The 24,434-nt window shown below is 71.4% G+C and carries 21 protein-coding genes; 12 read left to right on the top strand and 9 right to left on the bottom strand.

The genetic code is table 11. From position 1 onward, the window contains the following. The first annotated feature begins 62 nt into the window (after nt 1–62). Nucleotides 63–2,411 carry an outer membrane protein assembly factor BamB family protein gene (locus OG841_RS26345; protein WP_328639240.1) on the top strand — a complete coding sequence of 783 codons (2,349 nt, stop codon included), beginning with the start codon at nt 63–65 and terminating at the stop codon, nt 2,409–2,411. A gap of 73 nt (nt 2,412–2,484) precedes the next feature. After that, entirely contained in the window at nt 2,485–2,931 is a 447-nt protein-coding gene (locus OG841_RS26350; protein WP_328639239.1) for a hypothetical protein, read from the top strand. A 3-nt stretch (nt 2,932–2,934) separates the two neighbouring features. Here the strand turns inward: OG841_RS26350 and OG841_RS26355 are convergent, their stop codons facing one another. From OG841_RS26355 to OG841_RS26370, 4 genes are read right to left on the bottom strand one after another with little or no spacing between them, the layout of a single operon-like run. After that, complete coding sequence (locus OG841_RS26355; protein WP_328639238.1) at nt 2,935–3,903, bottom strand: alpha/beta fold hydrolase; 969 nt, start codon at nt 3,901–3,903, stop codon at nt 2,935–2,937. Nucleotides 3,904–3,939: 36 nt separating this feature from the next. Further along, nucleotides 3,940–4,725, bottom strand: a complete 786-nt coding sequence (locus OG841_RS26360; protein ID WP_371566948.1) for an enoyl-CoA hydratase/isomerase family protein — start codon at nt 4,723–4,725, stop codon at nt 3,940–3,942. After that, nucleotides 4,710–5,117 carry a Zn-ribbon domain-containing OB-fold protein gene (locus OG841_RS26365; protein WP_326667344.1) on the bottom strand — a complete coding sequence of 136 codons (408 nt, stop codon included), beginning with the start codon at nt 5,115–5,117 and terminating at the stop codon, nt 4,710–4,712. Before OG841_RS26365 ends, OG841_RS26360 begins: the two co-directional genes overlap by 16 nt. A gap of 1 nt (nt 5,118) precedes the next feature. Then, nucleotides 5,119–6,270, bottom strand: coding sequence for a lipid-transfer protein (locus tag OG841_RS26370; protein WP_365119169.1), 1,152 nt, complete (start codon nt 6,268–6,270; stop codon nt 5,119–5,121). Nucleotides 6,271–6,375: 105 nt separating this feature from the next. Between OG841_RS26370 and OG841_RS26375 the strand changes: the two genes are divergently transcribed. After that, complete coding sequence (locus tag OG841_RS26375; protein ID WP_371566949.1) at nt 6,376–7,926, top strand: FadD3 family acyl-CoA ligase; 1,551 nt, start codon at nt 6,376–6,378, stop codon at nt 7,924–7,926. Between the two features lie 83 nt (nt 7,927–8,009). Here OG841_RS26375 and OG841_RS26380 read toward each other — a convergent pair whose 3' ends face one another. Further along, the gene (locus tag OG841_RS26380) at nt 8,010–8,198 is read right to left on the bottom strand and encodes a hypothetical protein (RefSeq protein WP_328639234.1); all 189 of its coding nucleotides are present in this window, start codon (nt 8,196–8,198) and stop codon (nt 8,010–8,012) included. A gap of 199 nt (nt 8,199–8,397) precedes the next feature. After that, nucleotides 8,398–11,289: an AfsR/SARP family transcriptional regulator gene (locus tag OG841_RS26385; protein ID WP_371566950.1), complete on the bottom strand. Its 2,892-nt coding sequence runs from the start codon at nt 11,287–11,289 to the stop codon at nt 8,398–8,400. A 742-nt stretch (nt 11,290–12,031) separates the two neighbouring features. Between OG841_RS26385 and OG841_RS26390 the strand changes: the two genes are divergently transcribed. From OG841_RS26390 to OG841_RS26420, 7 genes are all read left to right on the top strand, one after another. Further along, the gene (locus OG841_RS26390) at nt 12,032–13,273 is read left to right on the top strand and encodes an amidohydrolase family protein (protein ID WP_365119165.1); all 1,242 of its coding nucleotides are present in this window, start codon (nt 12,032–12,034) and stop codon (nt 13,271–13,273) included. Beyond that, nucleotides 13,273–14,187, top strand: coding sequence for an LLM class F420-dependent oxidoreductase (locus OG841_RS26395; RefSeq protein ID WP_328639232.1), 915 nt, complete (start codon nt 13,273–13,275; stop codon nt 14,185–14,187). Before OG841_RS26390 ends, OG841_RS26395 begins: the two co-directional genes overlap by 1 nt. An 11-nt stretch (nt 14,188–14,198) precedes the next feature. After that, on the top strand, nt 14,199–14,969 hold the full coding sequence (locus tag OG841_RS26400) for an SDR family NAD(P)-dependent oxidoreductase (RefSeq protein WP_371566951.1): 771 nt from the start codon (nt 14,199–14,201) through the stop codon (nt 14,967–14,969). Nucleotides 14,970–15,070: 101 nt separating this feature from the next. After that, a complete protein-coding gene (locus tag OG841_RS26405; RefSeq protein WP_328639230.1) occupies nt 15,071–16,189 on the top strand; it encodes an LLM class flavin-dependent oxidoreductase in 1,119 nt (372 codons plus the stop codon). Nucleotides 16,190–16,203: 14 nt separating this feature from the next. Beyond that, nucleotides 16,204–17,934: an N-acyl-D-amino-acid deacylase family protein gene (locus OG841_RS26410; RefSeq protein ID WP_328639229.1), complete on the top strand. Its 1,731-nt coding sequence runs from the start codon at nt 16,204–16,206 to the stop codon at nt 17,932–17,934. Beyond that, the gene (locus OG841_RS26415) at nt 17,931–19,388 is read left to right on the top strand and encodes an aldehyde dehydrogenase family protein (RefSeq protein ID WP_371566953.1); all 1,458 of its coding nucleotides are present in this window, start codon (nt 17,931–17,933) and stop codon (nt 19,386–19,388) included. Before OG841_RS26410 ends, OG841_RS26415 begins: the two co-directional genes overlap by 4 nt. 133 nt (nt 19,389–19,521) lie before the next feature. Continuing rightward, the gene (locus tag OG841_RS26420; protein ID WP_328639227.1) at nt 19,522–20,058 is read left to right on the top strand and encodes a DUF3455 domain-containing protein; all 537 of its coding nucleotides are present in this window, start codon (nt 19,522–19,524) and stop codon (nt 20,056–20,058) included. A 90-nt stretch (nt 20,059–20,148) separates the two neighbouring features. Here OG841_RS26420 and OG841_RS26425 read toward each other — a convergent pair whose 3' ends face one another. Genes OG841_RS26425 through OG841_RS26435 form a run of 3 tightly spaced genes read right to left on the bottom strand, consistent with a single transcriptional unit; the run spans nt 20,149 to nt 22,493 of the window. Next, nucleotides 20,149–20,649: a cupin domain-containing protein gene (locus OG841_RS26425; RefSeq protein WP_328639226.1), complete on the bottom strand. Its 501-nt coding sequence runs from the start codon at nt 20,647–20,649 to the stop codon at nt 20,149–20,151. Between the two features lie 36 nt (nt 20,650–20,685). Next, a complete protein-coding gene (locus tag OG841_RS26430) occupies nt 20,686–21,630 on the bottom strand; it encodes an NADP-dependent oxidoreductase (protein ID WP_371566954.1) in 945 nt (314 codons plus the stop codon). A gap of 38 nt (nt 21,631–21,668) precedes the next feature. Then, on the bottom strand, nt 21,669–22,493 hold the full coding sequence (locus tag OG841_RS26435; protein WP_371566955.1) for a helix-turn-helix transcriptional regulator: 825 nt from the start codon (nt 22,491–22,493) through the stop codon (nt 21,669–21,671). 313 nt (nt 22,494–22,806) lie between these two features. On the opposite strand from OG841_RS26435, the gene OG841_RS26440 reads away from it, so the two are divergent. Further along, complete coding sequence (locus OG841_RS26440; RefSeq protein ID WP_328639223.1) at nt 22,807–23,751, top strand: SDR family oxidoreductase; 945 nt, start codon at nt 22,807–22,809, stop codon at nt 23,749–23,751. Nucleotides 23,752–23,764: 13 nt separating this feature from the next. Then, nucleotides 23,765–24,424, top strand: coding sequence for an NADPH-dependent F420 reductase (locus OG841_RS26445; RefSeq protein ID WP_328643568.1), 660 nt, complete (start codon nt 23,765–23,767; stop codon nt 24,422–24,424). The last annotated feature ends 10 nt before the right edge of the window (nt 24,425–24,434 follow it).

Here is a 24,434-nt window from a genome sequence, read left to right on the forward strand (position 1 = left end):
CGCTGCACGGGGTCGCGTACATATGTGGGTGGCGCGGCTTGTACGGGGAGGTGGCAGGCAGAGTGGTGGATCAGCTGACGCAGCACGATCCGCGCAGGATCGGGCCGTTCGAGGTGCTGGGACGGCTGGGTGCCGGCGGCATGGGGCTGGTCTATCTCGCGCGCTCGGCGTCGGGCCGGCGGGTGGCGATCAAGACGGTTCGTACGGAGCTCGCCGAGGACCAGCTCTTCCGGGTCCGCTTCACCCGTGAGGTGGAGGCGGCCCGGGCGGTCTCCGGTTTCTACACGGCCGCCGTGGTCGACGCCGACCCGCGCGCGGCCGTGCCGTGGCTGGCCACGGCGTACGTCCCCGCGCCCTCCCTCGAAGAGATAGTGAACGACTGCGGGCCGCTCCCGGCCCAGGCGGTGCGCTGGCTCGCGGCGGGCGTCGCGGAGGCGCTGCAGTCCATCCACGGCGCCGGGCTGGTCCACCGTGACCTCAAGCCCTCCAACGTCCTGGTGGTCGAGGACGGCCCCCGGGTGATCGACTTCGGTATTGCGTCCGGCGTCTCGAACACCCGTTTGACGATGACGAACGTCGCCGTCGGCACCCCCGCCTACATGTCGCCCGAGCAGGCGAAGGACTCCCGCAGCGTCACCGGCGCCAGCGACGTCTTCTCGCTCGGCTCCATGCTGGTCTTCGCCGCCACCGGCCACCCGCCCTTCCACGGCGCCAACCCGGTCGAGACGGTCTTCATGCTGCTGCGCGAGGGCCCCGACCTCGAGGGCCTCCCGGACGAGCTGCGGCCACTCATCGAGTCCTGTATGCAGATGGAGGCCACGGGGCGTCCCAACCCGGCCGACCTCCAGGCCCAGCTGGCACCCCACCTCTTCGGCTCCGGCTCGGACGACAGCGGTACGGCCTCGGCCTGGCTGCCCGAGAAGGCCGTGGCCATGATCGAGACGCGGCGCGGCGGGCGCCCGGCGCCCACCCAGGCCGGTGGTGCCCGCAGCGGAGGCGGCCGCCCCGCCGTACCGCCGCCGCCCGCCTACGACCCGCCGCAACCCGCCCCCGTCCCCGTCGGCGCCCCCGACACCGGCCCCGTACGCCTCGCCGGTGCCCAGGTGCCCATCGGGCCCGGACCGCGCGTCGCCGACGCCCGTGCCGCCGCCGTGAAGGCGCCCCCGCCGGAGGCCGGCCTGGTCGCCACCTGGTCCCGGCCGCGCCCCGGTGTCAACGGCACGGAGCCCGCCGTGGGCCCCGCCGTACCGGCACTCCCGCCCGCGCCGCCGGAGAACCCGGGCGGCTGGCGGCCCTGGCGGTTCCGTATGTCGAACGACGTGTGGGGCACCCCGGCCGTCGCCGGGGACCTTGTCTACGTCACCTCCTTCGAGGTGCACGCCCTCGACGTCGGCACCGGCCGCCGTCGCTTCAAGACGCGGGACGTGGCCTGGTCGATGGCGGTCGCGGACGGCCGTATCCATGCCTCCGACGGCCCCACGCTCTTCGCCCTCGACGCCCGCGAGGGCGCCGACCAGTGGCGGCTGAACACGGACGCGTGGGTGTACTCCCTCAAGGCCGAACGCGGGACGGTGATCACCGGGACCCGCGGCGGCGGTGTGCAGGCCTGGGAGTCCGCCACCGGACGCAAGCTCTGGGAGCTGGCCGGCTGCCAGACCGACTTCGAGTCCCCCGAGGCCGGCCCCGCGCTCCACGAGGGCACGGTCTACGTCTGGCAGGAGGGCCGCCTGCGGGCCCTGGACGCCCGCACCGGTGAGGAGCGCTGGGCGTTCCCCATCGGCGACGCGGCCTCCTGCGGCGGGGTGCCGATCCGGGTGGCCCAGGCCCACGACGGGTTCGTGTACATCTCGGCCGGGACGCGCGTCATGGCCCTCGACGTGGCGAGCGGACGGGTGCGCTGGCACTTCGAGGCCCCGGCCGTCTTCCTGTGCCCGCCGACCTTCGTACCGGGGGCCGCGGTCACGGGCGGCGGGGTGTACCTCGCCGACTACCTCGGCACGGTGTACGCCCTCGACGCGGCCGACGGCCGCGACCGCTGGCGCATCGCCACCGAGGCCCGGGCCTCGGTCGAGCCGGTGCTGGTGGCCGGGGGACACGTCCATGTGGGCAGCGGCAAGGGGCTGTACACGCTGGACGCCGTCACCGGTACGCCGAAGTGGCGGTTCCAGGCGGGCGGGGACATCGTGGGGGCGCCCGCGGTGGCCGAGGGGCGGATCCACTTCGGGTCCACCGACCATCTGCTCTACACCCTGAAGGCCGATGACGGCCGCCTGCGCTGGAAGCTCGCGACCGGCGGGGAGATCACCGGGTCGCCGGTGGTCAAGGACGGGGTCGTGTACGCATGCAGCAAGGACCGGTGCGTGTACGCGCTGGACGCGGAGAAGGGGACGGGAACGGCCAGGGCCACCTGAGCGTGATGTCGGAGGCCCCCGTTAGAGTGATCGCATGCATTCACGGGGGCGTGTTCTCAAATTCACGGCAGTCATGGCGATGGTGGTGCTCGCGCTGACGGGCTTCTCCAGCGGGCACAAGAGCAGCGGGCGGCACAAGAGCAGCCACAGGGACAGTGACAGCGGCGGTGGCTGCAGCAGCTCCCGCCAGCAGCACGACAGCTATACACCCCGCACCACCAGCACCCGCAGCAGCTCCAGCAGCTCGGCCCTCAGGGACGGCACCGCGCTGGTGGTGAGCTGCGCGACGACGGCGATCCCGTACGCGACGGTCGAGGTCACCAACCCGAACAGCCGCCAGGCCACCTTCGAGGTCGAGTTCGCCTTCGCGGACGCGGCAGGCAAGGCGCTGAGCTCGCAGACCAAGCGGATCTCGGTGCCCGCGAGGGGCACGTCGAACGTCCAGGTGAAGGCGAGCCCGTCCCTCCTGGCCGAGCTCGACCACTGCCAGGTCGAGCCGGAAGCCGACCTGGTGAACTGACCGTCAGCCCCGCAGCTCCGTCAGGAAGTCGACCAGGGCCGCGTTCACCTCGTCCGGGCGCTCCTGCTGGGTCCAGTGGCCGCAGCCCGGGAGCAGGATCGGGTCCCGGACCAGATTGGGCATCAGCTCCGGCAGGCGCTCGATCAGTTCCGCGGTGCCCGGGAACGCCGGGACCAGATCCCGGTCGCCGTACATGTAGAGCGCGGGCGGGGTGACCCCGGCGCCGTGCCAGGGGGCCGTCAGCTCCCAGTTGCGGTCCAGGTTGCGGTACCAGTTGAGGGCGCCGGTGAACCCCTTGGCATAGCTCGCGGTGAGCTCGTCCAGGTCCTCCTCGGTGAGCCAGGCGGGCAGCTCGTCGGGCTCGGGCATGTCCGCGAGCCAGCCCCGCTCCAGGTCGGTCACCAGTGCCTGTTCGTAGTACCCGCCGCCCGCGCCGTCGCCCGAGGCGCCGACCAGCAGCCTGCGCAGCGCGGAGCGGGGGTCCTTGCCGAACTCGGCGTCGGCCACGCCGGGCTGTGCGAAGTAGTTCCAGTAGAAGTGCCCGCCGAACCGTTCCCGCATGGTCTGGAGGGGTGGCCGCTCACCCCGGAACGGCGGCGGCACGCTCAGCCCCGCCACCCCGCGCACCACGTCGGGCCGCAACAGCGCGGTGTGCCACGCGACCGGCGCCCCCCAGTCGTGCCCGACGACGAACGCCCGCTCCTCGCCCAGCGCGTGCATCAGTCCGACGACATCGCCGACCAGGTGGAGGATGCTGTACGCCGACACGTCCTGCGGATGGTCGCTCGCGCCGTATCCGCGCTGGTCCGGCGCGACCACCCGGAACCCGGCGGCGGCCAACGGCCCGAACTGGTGGCGCCAGGAGTGCCAGGACTCCGGGAAGCCGTGCAGCAGCACGACGAGCGGCCCCGCGCCCTCCTCCGCGATGTGCAGCCGTATGCCGTTCACGTCGACCATGCGATGTTCCACCATGGGGCGAGCATACGCCTGTATAGGACACCGACATTGCTAACGCAACCTGAATCCGGACTGCCGGGAACGGAACAGTTCGGCCTGCCGGTCCAGGGGGAGGTTCCCGAGCGAGATGAGGTGGGGTGCCTGCGCGAAGCCCTGTTGCACGGCGGCCTCCTTGGCGGCCCAGAGTGCGCGGACCGTGCCCTGCACCCCTTCCGGCGGATAGCCGGCGATGACCTCGGCGGCGGCGGCCGCGGCGGCCGACGCCCCGCCCGGTGACGTGAGTTCGGTGACGAGCCCGATGGCGTGGGCGCGCTCGGCGGAGAGCCGTTCCGCCGATCCCATCAGCGCCAACCGCGCGGCCTCCCCGTGCGGCATGACCTGCGCCATGAGCACCGACTCGTAGGCGCTGACCATTCCGTAGGTGGTGTGCGGGTCGAAGAACGTGGCGGCCGGGTCGGCGAGGAGGAAGTCGCTCTCCCCCAGCAGGTAGAAGGCGCCACCGCAGGCCATCCCGTTCACGGCGGCGATGACCGGTTTCCAGAGGTCGTTGGACTTCGGGCCGATGTGGAGGAGCGGATCATCCGCCATGTAGGGGGAGTTGGGCTGCGGAACCTCGGCGTCCCGGTCGAGTCCGGTGCAGAAGGCCCGCTCGCCGGCACCGGTCAGGACCACGGCCCGTATGGTGTCGTCGAAGCGCAACTCGCGCCAGGCGGCGATGAGTTCGTCCCGCAGGCCCAGGTCGATGGCGTTCAGCCGGTGCGGCCGGTCGAGGGTGACGACGGCGACTCCGGTGTCCTTGTCGGCGGTGACCCGCAGGCCGGTCACGACAGCACCCACTGGGGAAGCCCGTCGGCGAACACCACGTGCACCCGGGCGCCGATCCGGATCCGGCCCGGATCGAGGGAGTTCAGCGGCGCCCCGGCCACGGTGACCAGGTTCCCGACCAGCCGTATCCGGGGGGCCTCCTCCAGTTCGACGACGACCACGTTGTACGGCGCCTGCGCCGCGTAGTCGGGCAGGAGGGGCGGGTGGGGGACGACGTAGGACCAGACGCGGCCGCGCCCGGAGACCGGCCGCCACTCCTCGGCGAACGACTGGCAGTGCGGGCAGCAGGGCCGGGGCGGAAAGCGGAGTTCCCCGCAGTCGGCGCAGGCCTGGACGCGCAGTTCGCCCCGGGCGGCGTACTCCCAGAAGGGGGCGCCCGTGGTGTCCTTCACCGGTTCGAGCATGTCAGCTCCTGTTGGTCAGCAGCAGGGCGGAGGTGGGGACGCCCTCGCCGGCGGTGACGAGGCAGGTGGTGGCGTCCGGTACCTGGGCGGTGCTGGTCCCGCGCAGCTGCCGGACGCCTTCGTCGATGAGGTTGAAGCCGTGCACGTAGGCCTCGGACAGTCCTCCGCCCGAGGTGTTGATCGGCAGCCGTCCGCCGATCTCCAGGGCCCCGCCCTCCGTGAAGGAACCGCCCTCTCCGCGGCCGCAGAATCCGTAGCCCTCCAGGGAGAGCGGGACGAGGGAGGTGAACGCGTCGTAGATCTGGGCCACGTCGACGTCCTGCGGGGTGAAGTCGGCGTGCTTCCACAGGTGTCGGGCTGCGGTCCAGGCGGGGCCGGTGAGCGGGTCGTCGTTCCAGTAGTTGACCATGCCGTGGTGCTGGGCGGGCAGGCCCTGGGCGGCGGAGTGGACGTAGACGGGAGTGTTCGGGCAGTCGCGGGCGCGCTCCCGGCTGACCAGCACACAGGCCAGCGCCCCGTCCGTCTCCAGGCAGTTGTCGAAGAGGCAGAGAGGTTCGCTGATCCAGCGGGAGGACATGTACATCTCGCGGGTCAGGGGGCGGTCGTACATGATCGCGGCGGGGTTCTGGTTGGCGCGGTTGCGGCAGGCGAGGGCGACGTTGAAGAGGTGGTCTCGGGTGGCCCCGTACTCGTGCAGGTAGCGGCGGGTGAGCATGGCGATCTCGTCGGCGGGGCGGAGCAGACCGAAGGGTCTCGTCCACTGGGCCGGGGTGGGGAGCTGGACGGTGGTGTTGGTCCAGGGGCGGGGCCCCGAGCCGCGCTTCCGCGACCGCCAGGCGACACCGACGCTCGCCTGCCCGCTCGCTATCGCCGCCGCGAGATGCGCGACCGTGGCGCACGAACCGCCGCCGCCGTAGCCGGCCTTGCTGAAGAAGGTGAGGTCGCCGAGGCCGACGGCCTTGGCCAGCTCGACCTCGTCCGTCTCCTCCATGGTGTACGAGGCCAGGGCGTCGACCTCGCCGGGAGCGATCCCGGCGTCGTCGAGGGCGGCGAGAACGGCCCGGCAGGCCAGGGTTCTCTCGTCCTCGGCGAGGTGTCTGGCGAAGGGAGTCCGTCCGATACCGACGATCGCCGTGGCGTCCTTGAGGGTCACGCTCCACGCACCTCCGCACACTGTGAGGCCTGCTGACAGCCCGTCAGGCTACAGCTAATCTGACGGGTAGTCAGCTAACGCGTTTCCGCTTTCGGGGAGGCCGATGTGGAGTGGCGGAGCATCCCGGAGCTGGTCGCCCGGGCCGCGGAGCGGTACGGCGCCGCGGAGGCGGTCGTGGAGGGCCGGAACCGGGTCACGTACGGCGAGTTGGGCGCCCGCGTGGAGCGGGCGGCGGCCGCCTGCATCGCGAACGGCGTGCGGCCGGGCGACCGGGTGGCCGTCTGGGCCCCCAACTCCCTGGACTGGATGGTCTCGGCGCTGGGCGCGGTGTCGGCGGGCGCGGTCCTGGTGCCCCTCAACACCCGCTTCAAGGGCGCCGAGGCGGCGGATGTGCTGCGCCGCAGCGGGACCCGGCTGCTGTTCGTGACCGGCACCTTCCTGGGGACGTCGTACGTGGCGTCCCTGCGCCGCGCCGTCGCGGAGGGGCCGGCGCTGCCGGAGCTGGAGCAGGTGGTGGTGCTGTCGGACGACGCCCCGGCGGACTTCCGTACCTGGAAGGACTTCCTGGCGAGCGGGGACGGGGTCGGTCGGGCCGAGGTACGGGCGAGGGCCGCGGCGGTCGAGGGGTCCTGGCCGTCGGACATCGTCTTCACCTCCGGGACCACCGGCCGCCCCAAGGGCGCGGTGATCACCCACGAGCAGACCTTGCGGGCCTACGACGTCTGGTGCGAACTGGCCGGGCTGCGGCAGGGCGACCGCTACCTGATCGTGAACCCCTTCTTCCACACCTTCGGTTACAAGGCCGGGGTGATCGCCTGTCTGATGCGCGGGGCGACGATGATCCCGCAGCCGGTGTTCAGCGTGGACACCGTGCTGGCGAACATCGCGGCGGAACGGATCTCGGTGCTGCCGGGCCCGCCGACCCTCCACCAGTCGCTCCTCGACCATCCGGCGCGCGATTCCCACGACCTGTCCGCGCTGCGCCTGGTGGTGACGGGCGCGGCGGTGGTGCCGCTCAGGCTGGTCGAGCAACTGCACGGCGAGCTGGGCGTGGAGACGGTCCTGACCGCGTACGGCCTCTCGGAGGCGAGCGGCATCGTGACGATGTGCCGGCGCGGCGACCCGCTGCCGGTGATCGCGTCGACCTCCGGACGGGCCATCCCCGGGACGGAGGTACGGGTCGAGGCGCCGGCCGGCGAGCCCGGCGAGGTCCTCGTCCGCGGCTTCAACGTGATGCGCGGCTACTACGAGGACGAGGCGGCCACCGCGGAGGCCGTGACGGAGGACGGCTGGCTGCGCACCGGTGACATCGGCGTCCTGGACGAGGCGGGCAACCTGCGGATCACCGACCGGCTGAAGGACATGTTCATCGTGGGCGGCTTCAACGCCTACCCGGCGGAGATAGAGCAACTCCTCGGGCTGCACCCGGCGGTGGCCGACGTGGCGGTCGTCGGTGTGCCGGACGCACGGCTCGGCGAGGTCGGCAGGGCGTACGTGGTCCGCCGCCCGGGCGCGGTCCTCACCGCCCACGACCTCATCGCCTGGGCCCGCCGGGAGATGGCGAACTACAAGGTGCCGAGGTCGGTGGAGTTCGTGGCGGAGCTGCCGCGGAACGCGAGCGGGAAGGTGGTGAAGGGGGAGCTGCGCCGGTCCTGAGCGACCGGCCCCGGACATGCCTCGGCCGCGACGGCTCCCCCTCCGCGCCGCCGCGGCCGATCCCCGTGCGAGGAAAGTCCTTGTCAGGCCTTCTCGTCCGTGGCGTGGTTGTCGAGCGGCTTGACCGTGCCGTCCGTCGTGCCGGCGGCCAGGGTGACGACCTTCTCGGCGCCGGTGGCGTGGTTGTCGAGGGTGGTGACCTCGTCCTCGGTCCCCGTGGCGTGGTTGTCGAGCGGCTTGACCGTGCCGTCCTGCTTCTCGGTTGCACTCATGGGTGGTGACACTCCCGGTTGTGTGATGGGCGAGGCCCGCCCGGCGACTCCCCCGAGGGTCGCCGGGCGGGCATGTCAGGGTCGGTAACCCCAGCGATGGAGACCACCGCTGACCCGTCTGCCCCCCGACGCGACGGATCGACACGATGAGCTTGCCGTGCGGCGATAAACGAACGATGAACGTCCTTCCGCCGGACGCCTAGACGGTGGCCGACGGGGCGAGCAGGAGCCGTACGTCGGCCGCCTCCGGCGAGCCCAGCTGCTCGTAGATGCCGAGCGCCTCCTGCCAGCACGCCTCCGCCCGGCCGGGCTGTCCGAGCCCGCTGAGGGCGCGGCCGAGCACGGTCAGGACGTTGCCGCGCCGCCACTCGCCGCCGATGCCCCGCAGTACGGCCAGGGCCTGCTCGGTCAGGGCGGCGGCCTGCGTGGGCCGGTGGCCGACGAGGTGCGCCTCGGCGAGCCGGAAGAGCGTCATGCCCTCCCACAGCCGCTGCCGGCTGTCGCGGAAGACCTCGAGCGCCTCGGTCAGCCGGTCCACCGCGGCGTCCAGCCGACCCTGCCCGGTGAGGGCCAGGCCCAGCGCGTACCGGCCGTTCGCGCCGCGCAGCGTGTGCCCCAGCCGGTCGTAGATGACGATGCCCTGCTGGGCGAGTTCCACGGCGCTGGTGCTCTGCCCCATGGCCAGGTGGATGCGGGAGAGGTTGCACAGCGCGCTGGCCTCGCCCGCGAGGTTCCGGTCGTGCCGGAAGCTCTCGATGGCCTCCTTCAGGTACGCCTCGCCCTCGGGGTGACGCCCTTGGTAGAGCGCGATGATGCCGCGGTCGTTGGCGGCCCAGCAACGGGGCGCCAGGTCGTCCGCCGCGCGGGCGAGGTCCATGGCCAGCCGGGCCTCGGCATCGGCCTGCTCGAAGCGGCCGGCGACGAGATGGACGTTGGTCAGCGTGGTGAGCGCACGCGCACGGCTGCGCGGGTCGTCCGTCGCGTCGGCCGCGTCCCGCAGGGCGACGGCGGCGACCTCGTACTGCTTCGAGTTGGCCCCCGACTCGGCCAGGTCCTTCGCCACCCACAGCAGATCCACCGCGCGTCGCAGCAGAGCCCCCTTCGCGCACTGCTGGACGAAGGCGAGCAGGGCGTTGGCCTCCGCGTACAGCCAGTCCTGGGCGGTGTGGCGGTCCTCGAAGGACAGGCCGGGGTAGCGGATCTCCTCCAGGTGCTCCACCAGCCGGTCGCCGGGACGCTCGATGGCGTACACGGCCGCCGCGGTCGCGAGATAGAAGTCCAGCAGCCGGGACAGCGCCGCCTCCCGCTCGCTCGGCGGCCACTCGTCGCGCTCGGCGCACGCACGCGCGTAGAGCCGTACGAGATCGTGGAACCGGTAGCGGCCGGGCGCCGCCGATTCCAGCAGTGAGGTGTCGACCAGGGCCTCCAGGAGGTCCTCGGTGTCCTCCACGGGGAGATCCAGCACCGCGCCGGCCGCCGCCAGCGACATGTCCGGACCGTCGGCGAGGCCCAGCAGGCGGAAGGCGCGGGCCTGGGCGGGCTCCAGCTGGCCGTAGCCGAGTTCGAAGGTGGCCTTCACCGCGAGGTCGCCGGCCTGGAGTTCGTCGAGGCGGCGGCGTTCGTCGGCGAGCTTCGCCGCGAGGACGGAGACCGTCCAGGTGCGGCGGGCCGCCAGGCGGGAGGCGGCGATGCGGATGGCGAGGGGAAGGAATCCGCAGGCGGCGACCACGTCGAGGGCGGCCTTGCGCTCGGAGGCGACCCGTTCCTCGCCGACGATCTTGGTGAACAGCTGGAGGGCCTCGTCGGGGGACATCACGTCCAGGTCGACCAGGTGGGCTCCGGCGAGGTCGACCATGCGGACCCGGGAGGTCACCAGGGCCGCGCAGCCTTCCGTGCCCGGCAGCAGGGGCCGTATCTGGGCCGCGTCGCGCGCGTTGTCGAGCAGGACGAGGACCCGGCGGCCGTCGAGGACCGAGCGGTACAGGGCGGACCGCTCCTGAAGGGAGTCCGGGATCGCGGAGTCGGGGGTGCCGAGGGCTCTGAGGAAGGCGCCCAGGACCGTCTCCGGCTCGGCCGCCCGGGAGCCCGCGCCCTGGAGGTCGACGTAGAGCTGCCCGTCGGGGAAGACCGCGCGGCACTGGTGGGCCACGTGCACCGCGAGGGTCGTCTTGCCGACGCCGCCGATGCCGGCCAGCGCGGAGACCGCCATCACGTGGCCCTCGGAGCCGGAGGCGAGCACCTGGCTCAGTTCGGTGACGAAGGACGCGCGGCCCGTGAAGTCCGGGACCGTGGCCGGGAGTTGTGCGGGCCGGACGGGGGCGGCGACCGGTTCGGGCTCCGGGGAGGAGGGGGCCGCGAGGCCGGGGTCGGCCTGGAGGATGCGCTGCTGGAGTTCGCGCAGGCCGGGGCGGGGGTCGACGCCGAGTTCGTCGGCGAGCAGGCGGCGGGTGTCGGCGTAGACCGCGAGGGCCTCCGCCTGGCGGCCGGAGCGGTACAGGGCCAGCATGAGCAGCTCACGCAGGCGCTCGCGCAGGGGGTGCTCGGCGGTGAGGGCGGTGAGTTCGGAGACCGCCCCCGCGTGGCAGCCCTGCTCCAGGTCCATGTCGAGGCGCGTTTCGAGGAGTTGCAGCCGCCACTCCTGAAGGCGTACGCGCTGTGCCTCGGCGTACGGCCCCGGCACTCCCGCGAGCACCTCGCCGTCCCACAGGGCCAGCGCCCGGGTGAGCGCCTCCCGCGCATGGCACAGGTCCCCGGTGCTGCGGGCCTTCTCCGCCTCGGTGGCCAGCTCCTGGGCGGCGGCCAGGTCGAGCGCGTCCTCGCCGAGCCCGCGGATCGCGTACCCGCCGGACTCGCTGACCAGGATCCCGGGGTCGAGGATCTTGCGGAGCCGGGAGGCGTACGTGCGCACGGCGGCCAGGGCCTGGGAGGGCGGTTCCTCGCCCCACAGGGCGTCGATCAGCTCGGCGGCGGTCGCCGTACGGCCCTCGCGCAGCAACAGGGCGGCGAGCAGGGCCCGTTGCTGGGGCGAGCCGGTGTTCAACAACTCCTCACCACGCCGGGCCCGCACCGGCCCGAGCACGCTGAACCGCAACGACGGCAGGGGCGCCGCGGGGCGCGTGTCCTTCCCGGCTCCCGTCGCGGGGCGCGTGTGCTGCCCCGCTCCGGCCGCGTGGCTGGTGTCCTTCCCGGCTCCCGTCGCGGGGCTGGCGTGTTGCGGGGCTCCGGTCGTGGGGCTGGTGTGCTGCCCGACCCTCGTCGCGGGGCTTGTGTTTTCCCCGACTTCCGCCAGGGGGCTCGAGTGTTGCCCGGCCTCCGCCGTAGAGCCCGTGTGCTGCCCGGCTCCCGTCGCGGGGCGCGTGTGCTGCTCGACCCTCGTCGCGGGGCTTGTGTTTTCCCGGACTTCCGCCACGGGGCTGGTGTGTTGCTCGACTTCCGCCACGTGGCTCGTGTGTTGCCCGGCCTCCGCCGTGGAGCTCGTGTGTTGCCCGGCTCCGGACACGGATCGCGTGTCCTCCTCGGCTCCCGCCGCGGGGCTCGCGTACTGCCCGGCCCCCGTCGCAGAGCCCCTGTCCTCCCCGGCCCCCGCCGAGGAGCCGGGACGCCTCTGCTCCGGCACCCGCGGTACACCGTCCATCGCCGTCCCCCTAGGGCCTGTTGACAACCCGGTCAGTCTGCCTTGTCCACGGCAGATGCGTCAGCTGTGGAGAGGCTGATCACAGATGGGCGCGCGGTATATCACAAGGCCCTCACTCTCTCTCCGCACACTTCCGCACAGGAACCGTCGGCATCGGTCGCCGCCCACCCAGCTGACGGACCGTCAGATCGGCGCTACCGTGAGCGCCATGGAGACCACGACGGCACTTCCGAAGATCATCTCCGTCGACGACCACACGGTGGAGCCCTCCGACGTCTGGCAGAACCGGCTCCCGAAGAAGTACCTCGACACCGGCCCCCGCGTCGTCCGCGCCCCGCTGAAGGAGATCAGCTTCCTGGGCGGCCGCTTCAAGCCCGTGATGGGCGCCCCCGGGGACGACGGACCCCTGGGCGACTGGTGGCTGTACGAGGGACTCCAGCGCCCCCTCACCCGCCTCGACACGGCGGTCGGCTACAGCAGGGACGAGATCAAGCTGGAGGTCATCACGTACGAACAGATGCGCCCCGGCTCCTACGACGTCCCCCAGCGCCTCGCCGACATGGACGTCAACCACGTCCAGTCGGCCGTCTGCTTCCCGACCTTCCCGCGCTTCTGCGGCCAGACCTTCACCGAGGCCAAGGACCACGAACTGGGTCTGCTCTGCGTCCAGGCCTACAACGACTGGATGGTGGAGGAGTGGTGCGGCCCCGACGCGCAGGGCCGGCTCATACCGCTCACCCTCATCCCGCTGTGGGACGCCGAACTGGCGGCCGCGGAGGTACGCCGCAACGCCGCCCGCGGGGTCCGCGCCGTCGCCTTCTCCGAGATACCCCCGCACCTCGGCCTGCCCTCCGTCCACTCCGACGACTGGGACCCCTTCCTCGCTGCCTGCGACGAGACCGGCACGGTCATCTCGATGCACATCGGCTCCAGCAGCCGTATGCCCTCCACCTCCGCCGACGCCCCGCCCGCCGTCGGCTCCACGATCACCTTCGCCAACTGCTGCTTCTCGATGGTCGACTGGCTGATGAGCGGCAAGTTCGAGCGCTTCCCGAACCTCAAGGTCATGTACGCGGAAGGCCAGATCGGCTGGATCCCCTACATCCTGGAGCGCGCCGACGTGGTCTGGGAGGAGAACCGCGGCTGGGGCGGCGTCGCCGACAAGGTCCACCGCCCGCCGTCCGAGCTCTTCACCGAGCACGTCTACGGCTGCTTCTTCGACGACGCGTTCGGCCTGAAGAACCTGGATGCGATCGGCGTGGGGAACGTGCTGTACGAGACCGACTACCCCCACTCCGACTCCACGTGGCCGAAGTCCCGCGAGGTCGGCGAGGCGCAGATGGGACACCTGGACGCCGAGGTGGTGGAGCGGATCGTGCGGGGCAACGCCATCGACCTGCTCGGTCTCACCCCGGACGGCCTCTGGGGCGGCCCGAAGTGATGGAGTACGGCATCCAGCTCCCCGTCCAGTCCCAGAGCACCCTCTACGCCGAGCCCTGGGAGGCCGGCGCCGGGCCGGAGGATCTCGCCGAGGTGGCCGGGGCCGCCGACCGCGCCGGGTTCGCGTACATCGCGGCCTGCGACCACGTGGCCGTCCCCCGCCGCCTCGCCCCCGCGATGAGCACGGTCTGGTACGACCCGGTCGCCACCCTCGCCTTCCTGGCGGGCGTGACCGAACGGGTGCGGCTGCTGAGTCATGTGGCGGTGGTCGGGCTGCGGCACCCCCTGCTCACCGCCAAGCAGTACGCCACCCTCGACCATCTGAGCGGCGGGCGGCTGATCCTCGGGGTCGGTGCGGGACATGTGCAGGAGGAGTTCGAGGCGCTCGGGGTCGACTTCGCGGGGCGCGGGGCCGTTCTCGACGAGTCGATCGACGCGCTGCGAAAGGCCCTGGGGCCCGAGGAGTTCCCCGAACACCACGGCAAGCTTTACGACTTCGAGGGCCTCGGGCAGCGTCCGCGGCCCACGCAGTCCCGCGTACCGGTGTGGGTCGGCGGGTCCTCTCCGGCCGCCGTGCGCCGGGCCGCGCTCAAGGGTGACGGGTGGCTGCCCCAGGGGGACCCCCGGGACCGGCTGCCCGCACAGATCGATCGGATACGGCGGCTGCGGGCGGAGGCGGGCGTCGAAGGGCCGTTCAGCGTCGGGGCCATCGCCGAGCCGCTCCACGTCGGCACGCCCACGTGGGACGTCGGCCGCCGGACGCTCAGTGGCCCGCCCGACGAACTCGCCGAGTCCCTGCGTGCCTACCGCGCGATGGGCGTGGACCAGATCCAGGTGCGCTTCCGCAGCCGCGAACGGGCCGAACTCATCGACCAGATCTCGGCGTTCGGCGCCGACATCGCCCCCCACCTCTGAGGAGTCACCGCATGGGCAAGCTGGACGGACGTGTCGTCCTCGTCACCGGCGCGGCGCGCGGGCAGGGCGAGCAGGAGGCCCGGCTGTTCCGGGAGGAGGGCGCCGAGGTCGTCGTGGGCGATGTGCTGGACGAGCAGGGGAAGGCGCTGGCCGAGGAGATCGGGGCGCTGTACGTCCACCTGGATGTCAGTCAGGAGTCCGACTGGCAGCGGGCGGCACGGGCCGTCGTCGAGGAGTACGGCCGGGTCGACGGGCTCGTCAACAACGCCGGCATCCTGCGCTTCAACACCCTCCTGGACACGCCTCTCGCGGAGTTCATGCAGGTGTTGCAGGTCAACCAGGTCGGCTGCTTCCTCGGCATCAGGACCGTGGCGCCGGTCCTGTCCGACGGCGGCACGATCGTCAACACCGCCTCCTACACCGGGGTGACCGGGATGGCGGGGGTGGGCGCCTACGCCGCCTCCAAGCACGCGATCCTCGGGCTCACCCGGGTCGCCGCGCTGGAGCTGGCACCGCGCGGTATCCGGGTCAACGCCATGTGCCCGGGAGCCGTGGACACCGAGATGTCCAACCCGGCGGTCCTGGACCCCTCGGCGGACGGCGAGGAGGCCTCCCGGGGGCTGGACCGGTTCTACCGCAAGGTCGTTCCGCTGGGCCGGATCGGGCGGCCGGAGGAGGTGGCGGCGCTCGCGCTCTTCCTGACCTCCGCCGACTCCTCGTACATCACCGGCCAGCCGTTCGTGATCGACGGCGGGTGGCTCGCCGGGGTCTCGGTCATCTGACCACCCATCAGCTATTGACGCTGTTGGCGCCCGGTGCCACAGTCGGCGGCAGATCAGGAATCTGACGGAGCGTCAGAAACTACTGGGGACGGTGAACCTCCTTGGAATTCGGGCTCTTTGTACAGGGATACGTGGGCAAACGTGCCGAGACCGACCCGCTGGCCGAGCACAAGGCGCTGATGGAGGAGACCGAGTACGTCATCCAGGCGGACCGGTCCGGCTTCAAGTACGCCTGGGCGTCCGAGCACCACTTCCTGGAGGAGTACTCGCACCTCTCCGCCAACGACGTGTTCCTCGGGTACCTCGCGCACGCGACCGAGCGGATCCATCTCGGCTCCGGGATCTTCAACCCGCTCGCGCAGGTCAACCACCCCGTGAAGGTCGCCGAGAAGGTGGCCATGCTCGACCATCTCACCGAGAACCGCTTCGAGTTCGGCAGCGGGCGCGGGGCGGGCTCGCACGAGATCCTCGGGTTCATACCGGGCGTGACCGACATGAACTACACCAAGGAGATCTGGGAGGAGACCATCGCGGAGTTCCCCAAGATGTGGCTCCAGGACGAGTACGTCGGCTTCCAGGGCAAGCACTGGCAGCTGCCGCCGCGCAAGGTGCTGCCGAAGCCGTACGGGAAGGCGCACCCCGCGATGTGGTACGCGGCCGGGTCGCCGCCGTCGTACGCCATGGCCGCGCGCAAGGGGCTCGGGGTGCTGGGCTTCAGCGTGCAGAAGGTCTCCGACATGGAGTGGGTCCTCGAGCAGTACAAGACGGCGGTGGTCGACGCCGAGCCGATCGGGGACTTCGTCAACGACAACGTGATGGTGACGACGACGGCCATCTGCGCGCCGACGCACGCCGAGGCGATCGAGATCGCCGTGAACGGGGGGCTGCACTATCTGCCGTCCCTGGTGTTCCGGTACCACGACACCTTCCCGCGGCCCGAGGGGTTCCCGGTGTGGCCGGAGACGCTGCCCGAGTACACCGCGGAGTTCGTCGAGGTGCTCATCGAGGAGGAGCTGCTGATCTGCGGGGATCCGGACGAGGTGGTCCGGCAGTGCAAGCGGTGGGAGCAGGCCGGCGCGGACCAGCTGAGCTTCGGGCTGCCGGTGGGGGTGCCGAAGGAGGAGACGCTGCAGACGATCCGGCTCATCGGGGAGCACGTGATTCCGAAGATCGACACGGATCCGGTGCACCGGACCACGCGGTTCCGCGAATCTGCGTAAGGGGGTTCGGTTCCATGCTCGACCACCTCATCAAAGGGGCGACCGTCGTCGACGGCACGGGCGCCCCCGCCCGCACCGCCGACGTCGGCATCCGGGACGGTCGTATCGCCGTCGTCGGCAAGGTCACCGAAGACGCCCGCACCAGCGAGGACGCCACCGGGCTCGTCCTCGCCCCCGGGTTCGTCGACCCCCACACCCACTACGACGCCCAGCTGTTCTGGGACCCGTACGCGACGCCCTCCCTCAACCACGGGGTCACCACGGTCGCCGCCGGGAACTGCGGTTTCACGCTGGCGCCTCTGAACCCGGCCCGCCCGGACGACGCCGACTACACCCGCCGGATGATGTCCAAGGTCGAGGGGATGTCGCTGGTCGCCCTGGAGGAGGGGACGCCCTGGAGCTGGCACTCCTTCGGCGAGTACCTGGACGCTCTCGAAGGCCGGATCGCGGTCAACGCCGGTTTCATGGTGGGCCATTGCGCGCTACGGCGGTATGTCATGGGGCCGGACGCCATCGGGGGCCAGCCGTCCCAGGAGCAACTCTCAGAGATGCTGCGGCTGTTCCACGAGGCCATGGACGCCGGCGCCTGGGGTCTCTCCACCACCCAGTCGTCCACGCACTCCGACGGGGACGGAAAGCCCGTGGCGTCCCGGCACGCGCTGCCCGCCGAGCTGCTGGCCCTGTCACGGGCCGTAGGGGAGCACGAGGGGACGCAGATCGAGGCGATCGTCGCCGGGTGTCTCGATCAGTTCAGCGACGCCGAGATCGAACTGTTCGTGGAGATGAGCGCGGCGGCCGGGCGGCCGTTGAACTGGAACGTGCTGACCATCGACTCGTCCGTGCCGGAGCGGGTGCCGAGGCAGCTGTTCGCGAGTGAGCAGGCCCGGAAGGCGGGCGGCCGGGTGGTGGCGCTGACCATGCCGATCCTCACCCCGATGAACATGTCCCTGGGCACCTTCTGCGCGCTGAACCTGATCCCCGGGTGGGGACCGGTGCTAGGGCTGCCCGTCCCCGAGCGGATCGAGCGGCTGCGCGACCCCGACGTACAGAAGGAACTGCTCAGGGCGTCCCAGTCCAAGGAGGCCGGGGTCTTCCGGCGGCTGACCAACTTCGGGCGGTACGTCATCGGCGACACCTACAGCGAGACGAACCGCGGGCTCAATGGGCGGGTCGTGGAGGACATCGCGGCCGAGCGCGGGCAGGAGCCGTTCGCGGCGCTGGTGGAGATCTGCGCGGCCGACTCGTTGCGTACGGTCCTGTGGCCCATGCCCACCGACAACGACCCGGCGTCCTGGGCGATGCGTGCCGAGGCCTGGCAGCACGAGGACGTGCTGCTCGGGGGGTCCGACGCGGGCGCGCATCTGGACCGGATGTGCGGGGCGCCGTACACGACCCGCTTCATCGGGGACTGTCTGCGCGGGCGGCGGCTGACGTCGTTGGAGCAGGCCGTGAAGATGCTCACCGACGACCCGGCCCAGCTGTTCGGGCTGCGGGAGCGCGGGCGGATCGAGGAGGGATTCCATGCGGACCTCGTGCTCTTCGACCCGGAACGGATCGCCGCGGGCACGGCCACCCTGGTGCACGACCTGCCGGGCGACAGTCCACGGCTGGACTCCAAGGCGATCGGGGTACGGGCCGTGTGGGTCAACGGAGTCGAGGCGATCCGGGACGACGTGGTGAGCGGGTCCGTACCGGGCCGGGTACTGCGGTCCGGCCGGGACACGCGGACGGTGAACACGAAGTGAGTTCGCCGGAGGAGCAACGGCTGTTCGTCGGTGGTGAGTGGGTGGTGCCGGGCGGTGGGCATTACGCGGTGGTCGATCCGGCCACCGAGGAGACCGTCGGGTGGGCGCCGGAGGCCTCGCGGGATCAGGTGCGCGCGGCCTGTGCCGCGGCCCGCGAGGCCTTCGGGACGTGGTCGCGCACGTCGGCGGGGGAGCGGGCGGCGATCCTCGCGCGCGCCTCCGACCTCATGCGCTCCCGCCTGGTGCCGTACGCCGAACTCGCCCAGGCCGAGACCGGGGCGACCACCGCCACGGCCCGCGCGATGCAGGTCGGCGTCGCCGCCGCCCGCTTCCGGCGGTACGCGCAGGTCGAGCCCACCGAGTGGGCCATCCCGCCGCAGATCAACGAGGCCGGCCCGATGGGGAAGGCCGCGGTGATGGGCGCGCTGGCCGTCCGGCAGCCCGTGGGGGTCGTCACCTGCATCACGTCGTACAACAACCCCTGGGCGAACCCGGCCGGCAAGATCGCCCCCGCGCTAGCCCTGGGCAACACGGTGGTCGTGAAGCCCGCCCCGCAGGACCCCCTTTCCGTCTACCGCATGGCGGAGGCGCTGGAGGCCGCCGGGGTCCCGCGCGGGGTCGTGAACGTGGTGAGCGGCCGTTCCGTGGAGGTCGGTGAGGCCGCGGTCGACTCCCCGGACGTCGACATGGTCAGCTTCACCGGCTCCACGGCCGTCGGACAGCGCATCGGCGAGGTGTGCGGGCGGTCCATGAAGCGGCAGTTGATGGAGCTGGGCGGGAAGGGAGCGGCGGTCGTCTTCGAGGACGCGGATCTCGGGTCGGCCGTGGCCGGGATCGGGACCACCTTCTCCTTCTACAGCGGACAGATCTGTACGGCACCGACGCGGGTGCTGGTGCAGCGGGGGGTCTACGAGCGGCTCGTCGAGCAACTGGCGAAGTACGCAGGCAGGTTGAAGGTGGGCGATCCCCGGGAGGCCGGGACGGTCGTCGGGCCGGTGATCTCGGCGGCGCACCGGGAGCGGGTGGAGTCGTACGTCGAACTCGGCCGCAAGGAAGGCGCTTCCGTCCTCGCGGGCGGTGAACGGCCCGCTCAGGAGCGGGGTTTCTACGTCGCCCCGACCCTGCTCGCCGACTGCCGACCGGAGATGCGGGTGGTCCGCGAGGAGATCTTCGGCCCGGTCGTGACCGTGACGCCCTTCGACGACGAGGAGGAGGGCATCACGCTCGCCAACGACAGCGAATACGGCCTCATCGACTACGTGTGGTCGGCGGACGTGGCCCGCGCCTTCCGGGTGGCACGGCGACTACGCGCCGGGGGAGTCGGGATCAACACGGTCGGCCGCAACATGGAGGCACCGTTCGGAGGCTTCCGCAGCAGCGGGGTCGGACGGGACTGCGGGTCGTACGCGCTGCACGCCTACAGCGAGGTGCAGTCGATCGTCTGGCCGGGGTGAGGCGGCTTCTCGGGACGGGGTTCGGCCAACTGGCCGGTAACCCTCGGGCGGGCCCGTAGAGTCCCGGACCGGGGGCGGCGACATCGATGTCGCCGTACTGAAGACCAGTCAAGAACCCTTCCGGAGAACCGACTTGAAGCTCACCAAGCGACTCGCCCTGACCACCGCGGCCCTCGCCGCCGCGACCGCCTTCCTGGGGACGACCGCCGGAAACGCGGCCCCCGCCGATGCGGCGCTCAAGCCCGTGAAGGCCCCCGCGGCCCTCAAGGTGCCCGACGGCAACAAGCTGACGGGCGTCTACCCGGCCCGGGGCGTGCAGACCTACACCTGCACCGACGGTGCCTGGAAGCTCCTGGAGCCGGCCGCCACCCTGTCGGACAGGAGAGGCCGCACGGTCGCCCTGCACTCCCGTGGCCCCGTCTGGGTCTCCACGGTGGACGGCAGCGCGGTGAACGCCGCAGCGATCGCCACCTCCCCCAAGACCGGCACCATCCCCGAGCTCCTGCTCCAGGCCACCGCCACCCGGGGCACGGGCGTCTTCGGGGGCGTCTCCTACATACAGCGCCTGAACACCACCGGCGGCGTCGCCCCGGCCACCGCCTGCACCGGCACGGATCAGGTGAGCATGGCCTACACCGCGACGTACGCCTTCTACAAGCCGGCCAAGTGACGTCGCCCGTGACGGTCTGAGCGGCGCGGCGGTGGCTTCCCGCCGACGCGGGGGCCGCCGCCGTGCCGCCAGCTCATGTGCTCCTGCCCCTCACAGGAACTCGCTCCGGTAGGTCGAGGCCAACTCGGCCGCGCGGCGGCGGCGCTCCGCGAGCTCGTCCTCCGACAGCTGTGGTGGGGGCGCGTCCTTGCCCGCCACGACATCGCCGATGCGCGTGAAGTACTCGTCCTGGCCCGCAGGGGTGCACATGCACAGCATGCGGGCCGGCGCACCCGAGGCGTTGCGGAAGTTGTGCGGGGCGTTGGCCGGGATGTTGATCGTGGACCCGGCCCGTACGGTGTGCTTCTCGCCGCGGAAGGTGAACTCGATCTCGCCCTCGAGGAGGGTGAACATCTCCTCGAAGTCGTGCCGGTGCGGCGGCGGGCCGCCGCCGTCGGGGACGCGCATGTCGATCAGGCAGTACCGGCCGTCGGTCTGCTCGCCGGTGATCAGCATGGCGTACGTGTTGCCCACCAGAGAGATGTACGTCGTGCCGGGATCGTCGGGGTCCGCCACGGTCAGCGAGCGGGACGGATCGTCGTCGGGGATCATCGGGGTCGTCTCCTTCAAGGGGCGGTCAGGTGAGGATCAGGCGGCGGGCGCGACGATGACGACCTTGCCGTGCAGCTCGCCCGTGGCGGCCTGGGCGTGGACTGCCGGCAGCTCCGCCAGCGGTACTCGCCGCGCGACGTCGACGCGCAGCTCGCCGGAGTCGACCAGCGCCACCAGCCGCGACAGCTGTTCGGCGTCGCTGTTGACGAACAGGTCGATGCCGCGCACGCCGCGTTCCTCGTCGCTGGGCGCGGGCATCCACACCGTGGTGTTCACCAGCACGCCACCGGAACGGATCAGCGTGAGCAGCGCGGCCAGCTGCGCCGGTTCGATCGGCGCGAGGTTGAGCACGACGTCGACCGGCTCGGTCACCGCCACGGTCACCTCGGTGGCGGTGTGGTCGACGACCTCGTCGGCACCCGCGGTCTTGACCTGCTGGCTGCTGCGCGGGCCGGCCGTGGCGATCACGTACGCGCCGGCGTTCTTGGCCAGCTGCACGGCGTAGCCGCCGACCGCGCCGCCCGCACCGTTGATGAGCACGCGCTGCCCCGGCACCAGCTTCGCGTGATCGAACAGGGCCTGCCAGGCGGTGAGACCCACCAACGGCAGCGCGGCGGCGTCGGGCAGCGGGATGCTCCGGGGCGCCGGCGTCAGAATCCCGGCCGGGGCCACCACGTACTCCGCGGCCGCGCCGTCGCCGCCCATCGGCAGGAAGCCGACGACCTGATCGCCGATTTCGAGGCCGGCCACGCCCTCACCCAGCCCGTCGACCGTGCCGGAGACGTCGATGCCGGGAATGTGCGGCAACGTCACCGGGATGGGGCCCTGCATGAAGCCCCCGCGGATGTTGCCGTCAACACCGTTGAACGACGTTGCGGCGACCCGGATCAGAACCTGACCGGCGCCGGGTACGGGCCGCTCGACGTCCTCGTGGCGCAGGACGCTCGGGTCGCCGTACTCGTGGAAACGTACTGCCTTCATGGGAAATCCTTTCGAAGCACTCTCGGGTCATGCGATGCCTAAGTGCCCACGGCGGGCAGGAGTTGGAGCTTTTCGTAGCTGGGTGAGCCGGGTGTGGCGGAGAAGACGAGCAGTTCCTGGGCCTGGTCGGGGTCGATCAGGCGCTGGCAGTACAGCTCCAGTTCTCCCAGATCGGGATGGCGGTAGCGCTTGAGGTCGTTGTGGTGGCTGACGTCCACCTCGTGCAACCGCCAGACCTCGGCGAACTCGGGGCTGGCCTCCAGCAGTGCGGCGACGATCTCGCCGGCCCTGCCCGTGGGCTCCGCCGTGTGCACCGCCCGGATCTCCACGGTGAAGACCCTGCCCCGCAGGGCGTGGTCCTCGACGGGGTAGAGGTCGCGTTGCGCCGGGTCGGTGAACCAGCGGTAGACCAGGTAGCGGGACAGTCCGCTGAAGCGGGTGTAGTCGCCCAGCAGGGCGACCGCCGGACGGGTCTGCAGCAGCGTCTCACCGAAGCGGGACATCACCAGGGCGGGTGTGTCCGCGAGCCGTTCGACGATCCGCATCATGGTCGGGCCGACGTGGTCGTCGCGTCCGACCCGCCGCGGCGCCGAGTGCCCGGCGAGGTCGAAGAGGTGGTCGCGCTCGCTCAGGCTGAGGTGCAGTCCCCGGGCGAGCCCGGCGAGCACCTGCTCGGACGGCATCGGACCGCGCTGTTGCTCGATCCGGCTGTAGTAGTCGACCGACATGCCGGCCAGTGCGGCGACCTCCTCGCGCCGCAGCCCACCGGTACGACGCCGCGGACCGCGGGGAAGCCCCACGTCCTCCGGTTGCAGCACCTCCCGGCGTGCCCGGAGGAAGTCGGCCAGCAACGCCCGATCCATCTCAGCCTCCCGTGTTCGACTGAGCAAGCGTGGCGTTGATCAGAACCCGGATGAAGGCCTCACTTATCCACGGACAAGTTGTCCCTGGCAGACCGAGCGGTGCCGGCTGAGCACCGGCTGCGCGATATGCAGCTCATCGGCGGCGGGGCCGAAGTGCACCTCTGGTGATGCCTGCGGGGTATCACCACGACTAAAAGAAGTCTTGGACACCCGCTCAGGCCAATGGCAACCTGAATAGGTGCCTATTGAGGCCGAAGTGAATTCGGCACATTGATTCGGCGCATGAATTCGACAATTCATAAGGAGCAGTAGCGTGCGCGTTTTCGTCGCTGGCGGGACCGGCCATTCCGGTTCGTACATCATCCCCGAGCTCATCGCAGCCGGGCACGAGGTCACCGGCCTGGCCCGGTCGGACACAGCCGCGGCTGCGGTGTCCGCGCTCGGCGCGAAGGTGCGTCGCGGCGACCTCGAGGATCTCGACGGGCTCAAGGAGGCGGCCGCGGACTCCGACGGCGTCATCCACGTCGCGCACAGGCAGGACCTGCTTCCCTCCGGCGGGCTCGACGCCGTGGCCGCCGCGGAGCTCCCGATCATGCTCGCGTACGGCGAGGCACTCGCGGGAACCGGAAAGCCGTTGGTCGCGGCGGGGAGCATCGGCTCGCCCGGGAATCTGGGCCGACCGGCCACCGAGGAGGACCCGGCTCTTCCCGGGGGCGATGAGTACAAGGGCACCCTGCGGGTTCGCAACGTCGTGGAAACCGCCGTCATCGGCCTCGCCGAGCGGGGCGTGCGGTCTTCGGTCGTGCGGATTGCCAACATCGCGCACAGCACGACCGACCGTGCCGGCTTCCTCCCCACGCTGGTCGCGCTCGCGAAGGAGAAGGGTTTCGTCGGCTACCCCGGAGACGGCGCGAACCTGTGGAACGCCGTGCACATCCGCGATGTCGCCTCCTTGTTCCGCTTGGCGCTGGAGAAGGGGCCGGCCGGCGCATACTGGCACGCGGTGGGGGACGGGGGAATTCCGTTCCGCGAGATCGCCGAGGCCATTGGAAGCCGTCTGGACCTGCCCACTGCAAGCGTTCCCGTGGACGTATTGATGGTGCCGGGATACTTTGGATTCCTCGCGAACATCGTCACGCAGAACTACCCGGCGTCCAACCTCATCACCCGCCGGACCCTCGGCTGGGAACCAGCCCAGCCCAGCTTGCTCGCCGATTTGGACAATGGCCATTACTTCCCGCCGGCTGAGGGACGCTGAGAATATGACGACTGTGGGATTCATCGGAAGCGGACATATAGGCAGTAGCGTCGCGCGGCTCGCCATCGAGGCCGGGCACCAGGTCGTGCTCAGCAACTCACGCGGTCCCGAAACGCTCGCGGACACGGTCGCGGAACTGGGGCCGCGGGCGTCCGCGGCGACGAGCGGGGCGGCCGCGGCGGCCGGTGACATCGTCGTGGTCACGGTGCCGGTCAAGGCCTTCCCCAACCTGCCCGCCGCGCCACTGGCCGGGAAGACGGTCATCGACACGTGCAACTACGGCCCCGAGCGTGACGGGCCCATCCCCGAGCTGGACGGCAAGTCGCTCACCTCGAGCGAACTGCTGCTGCGGTACATCCCGGACGCCATGGTCGTGAAAGCGTTCAACACCATCTACTTCAAGCACCTGCTGTCACTCGCCCGCCCGGCGGGGGCGGCCGACCGCTCGTCCCTGCCGATCGCCGGAGACTCCGCGCCGGCGAAGGCGGTGGTGACCGAATTCATCGCATCCATCGGGTACGCCGTCGTGGACGCGGGACCGCTGGCCGACAGCTGGCGGCAGGAGACGGGCACGCCGGTGTGGGGCACCCCGTACGGGCCGGTCTCGAACGAGAAGGGCCGGCCGGTCGACGAGGACGCCATCCGCGCGGCACTGGCCACCGCAACGCGGTAACCGCGAGTTG

Origin of the sequence: Streptomyces canus, from assembly GCF_041435015.1 — a bacterium.
Lineage (GTDB): Bacteria > Actinomycetota > Actinomycetes > Streptomycetales > Streptomycetaceae > Streptomyces > Streptomyces canus_G.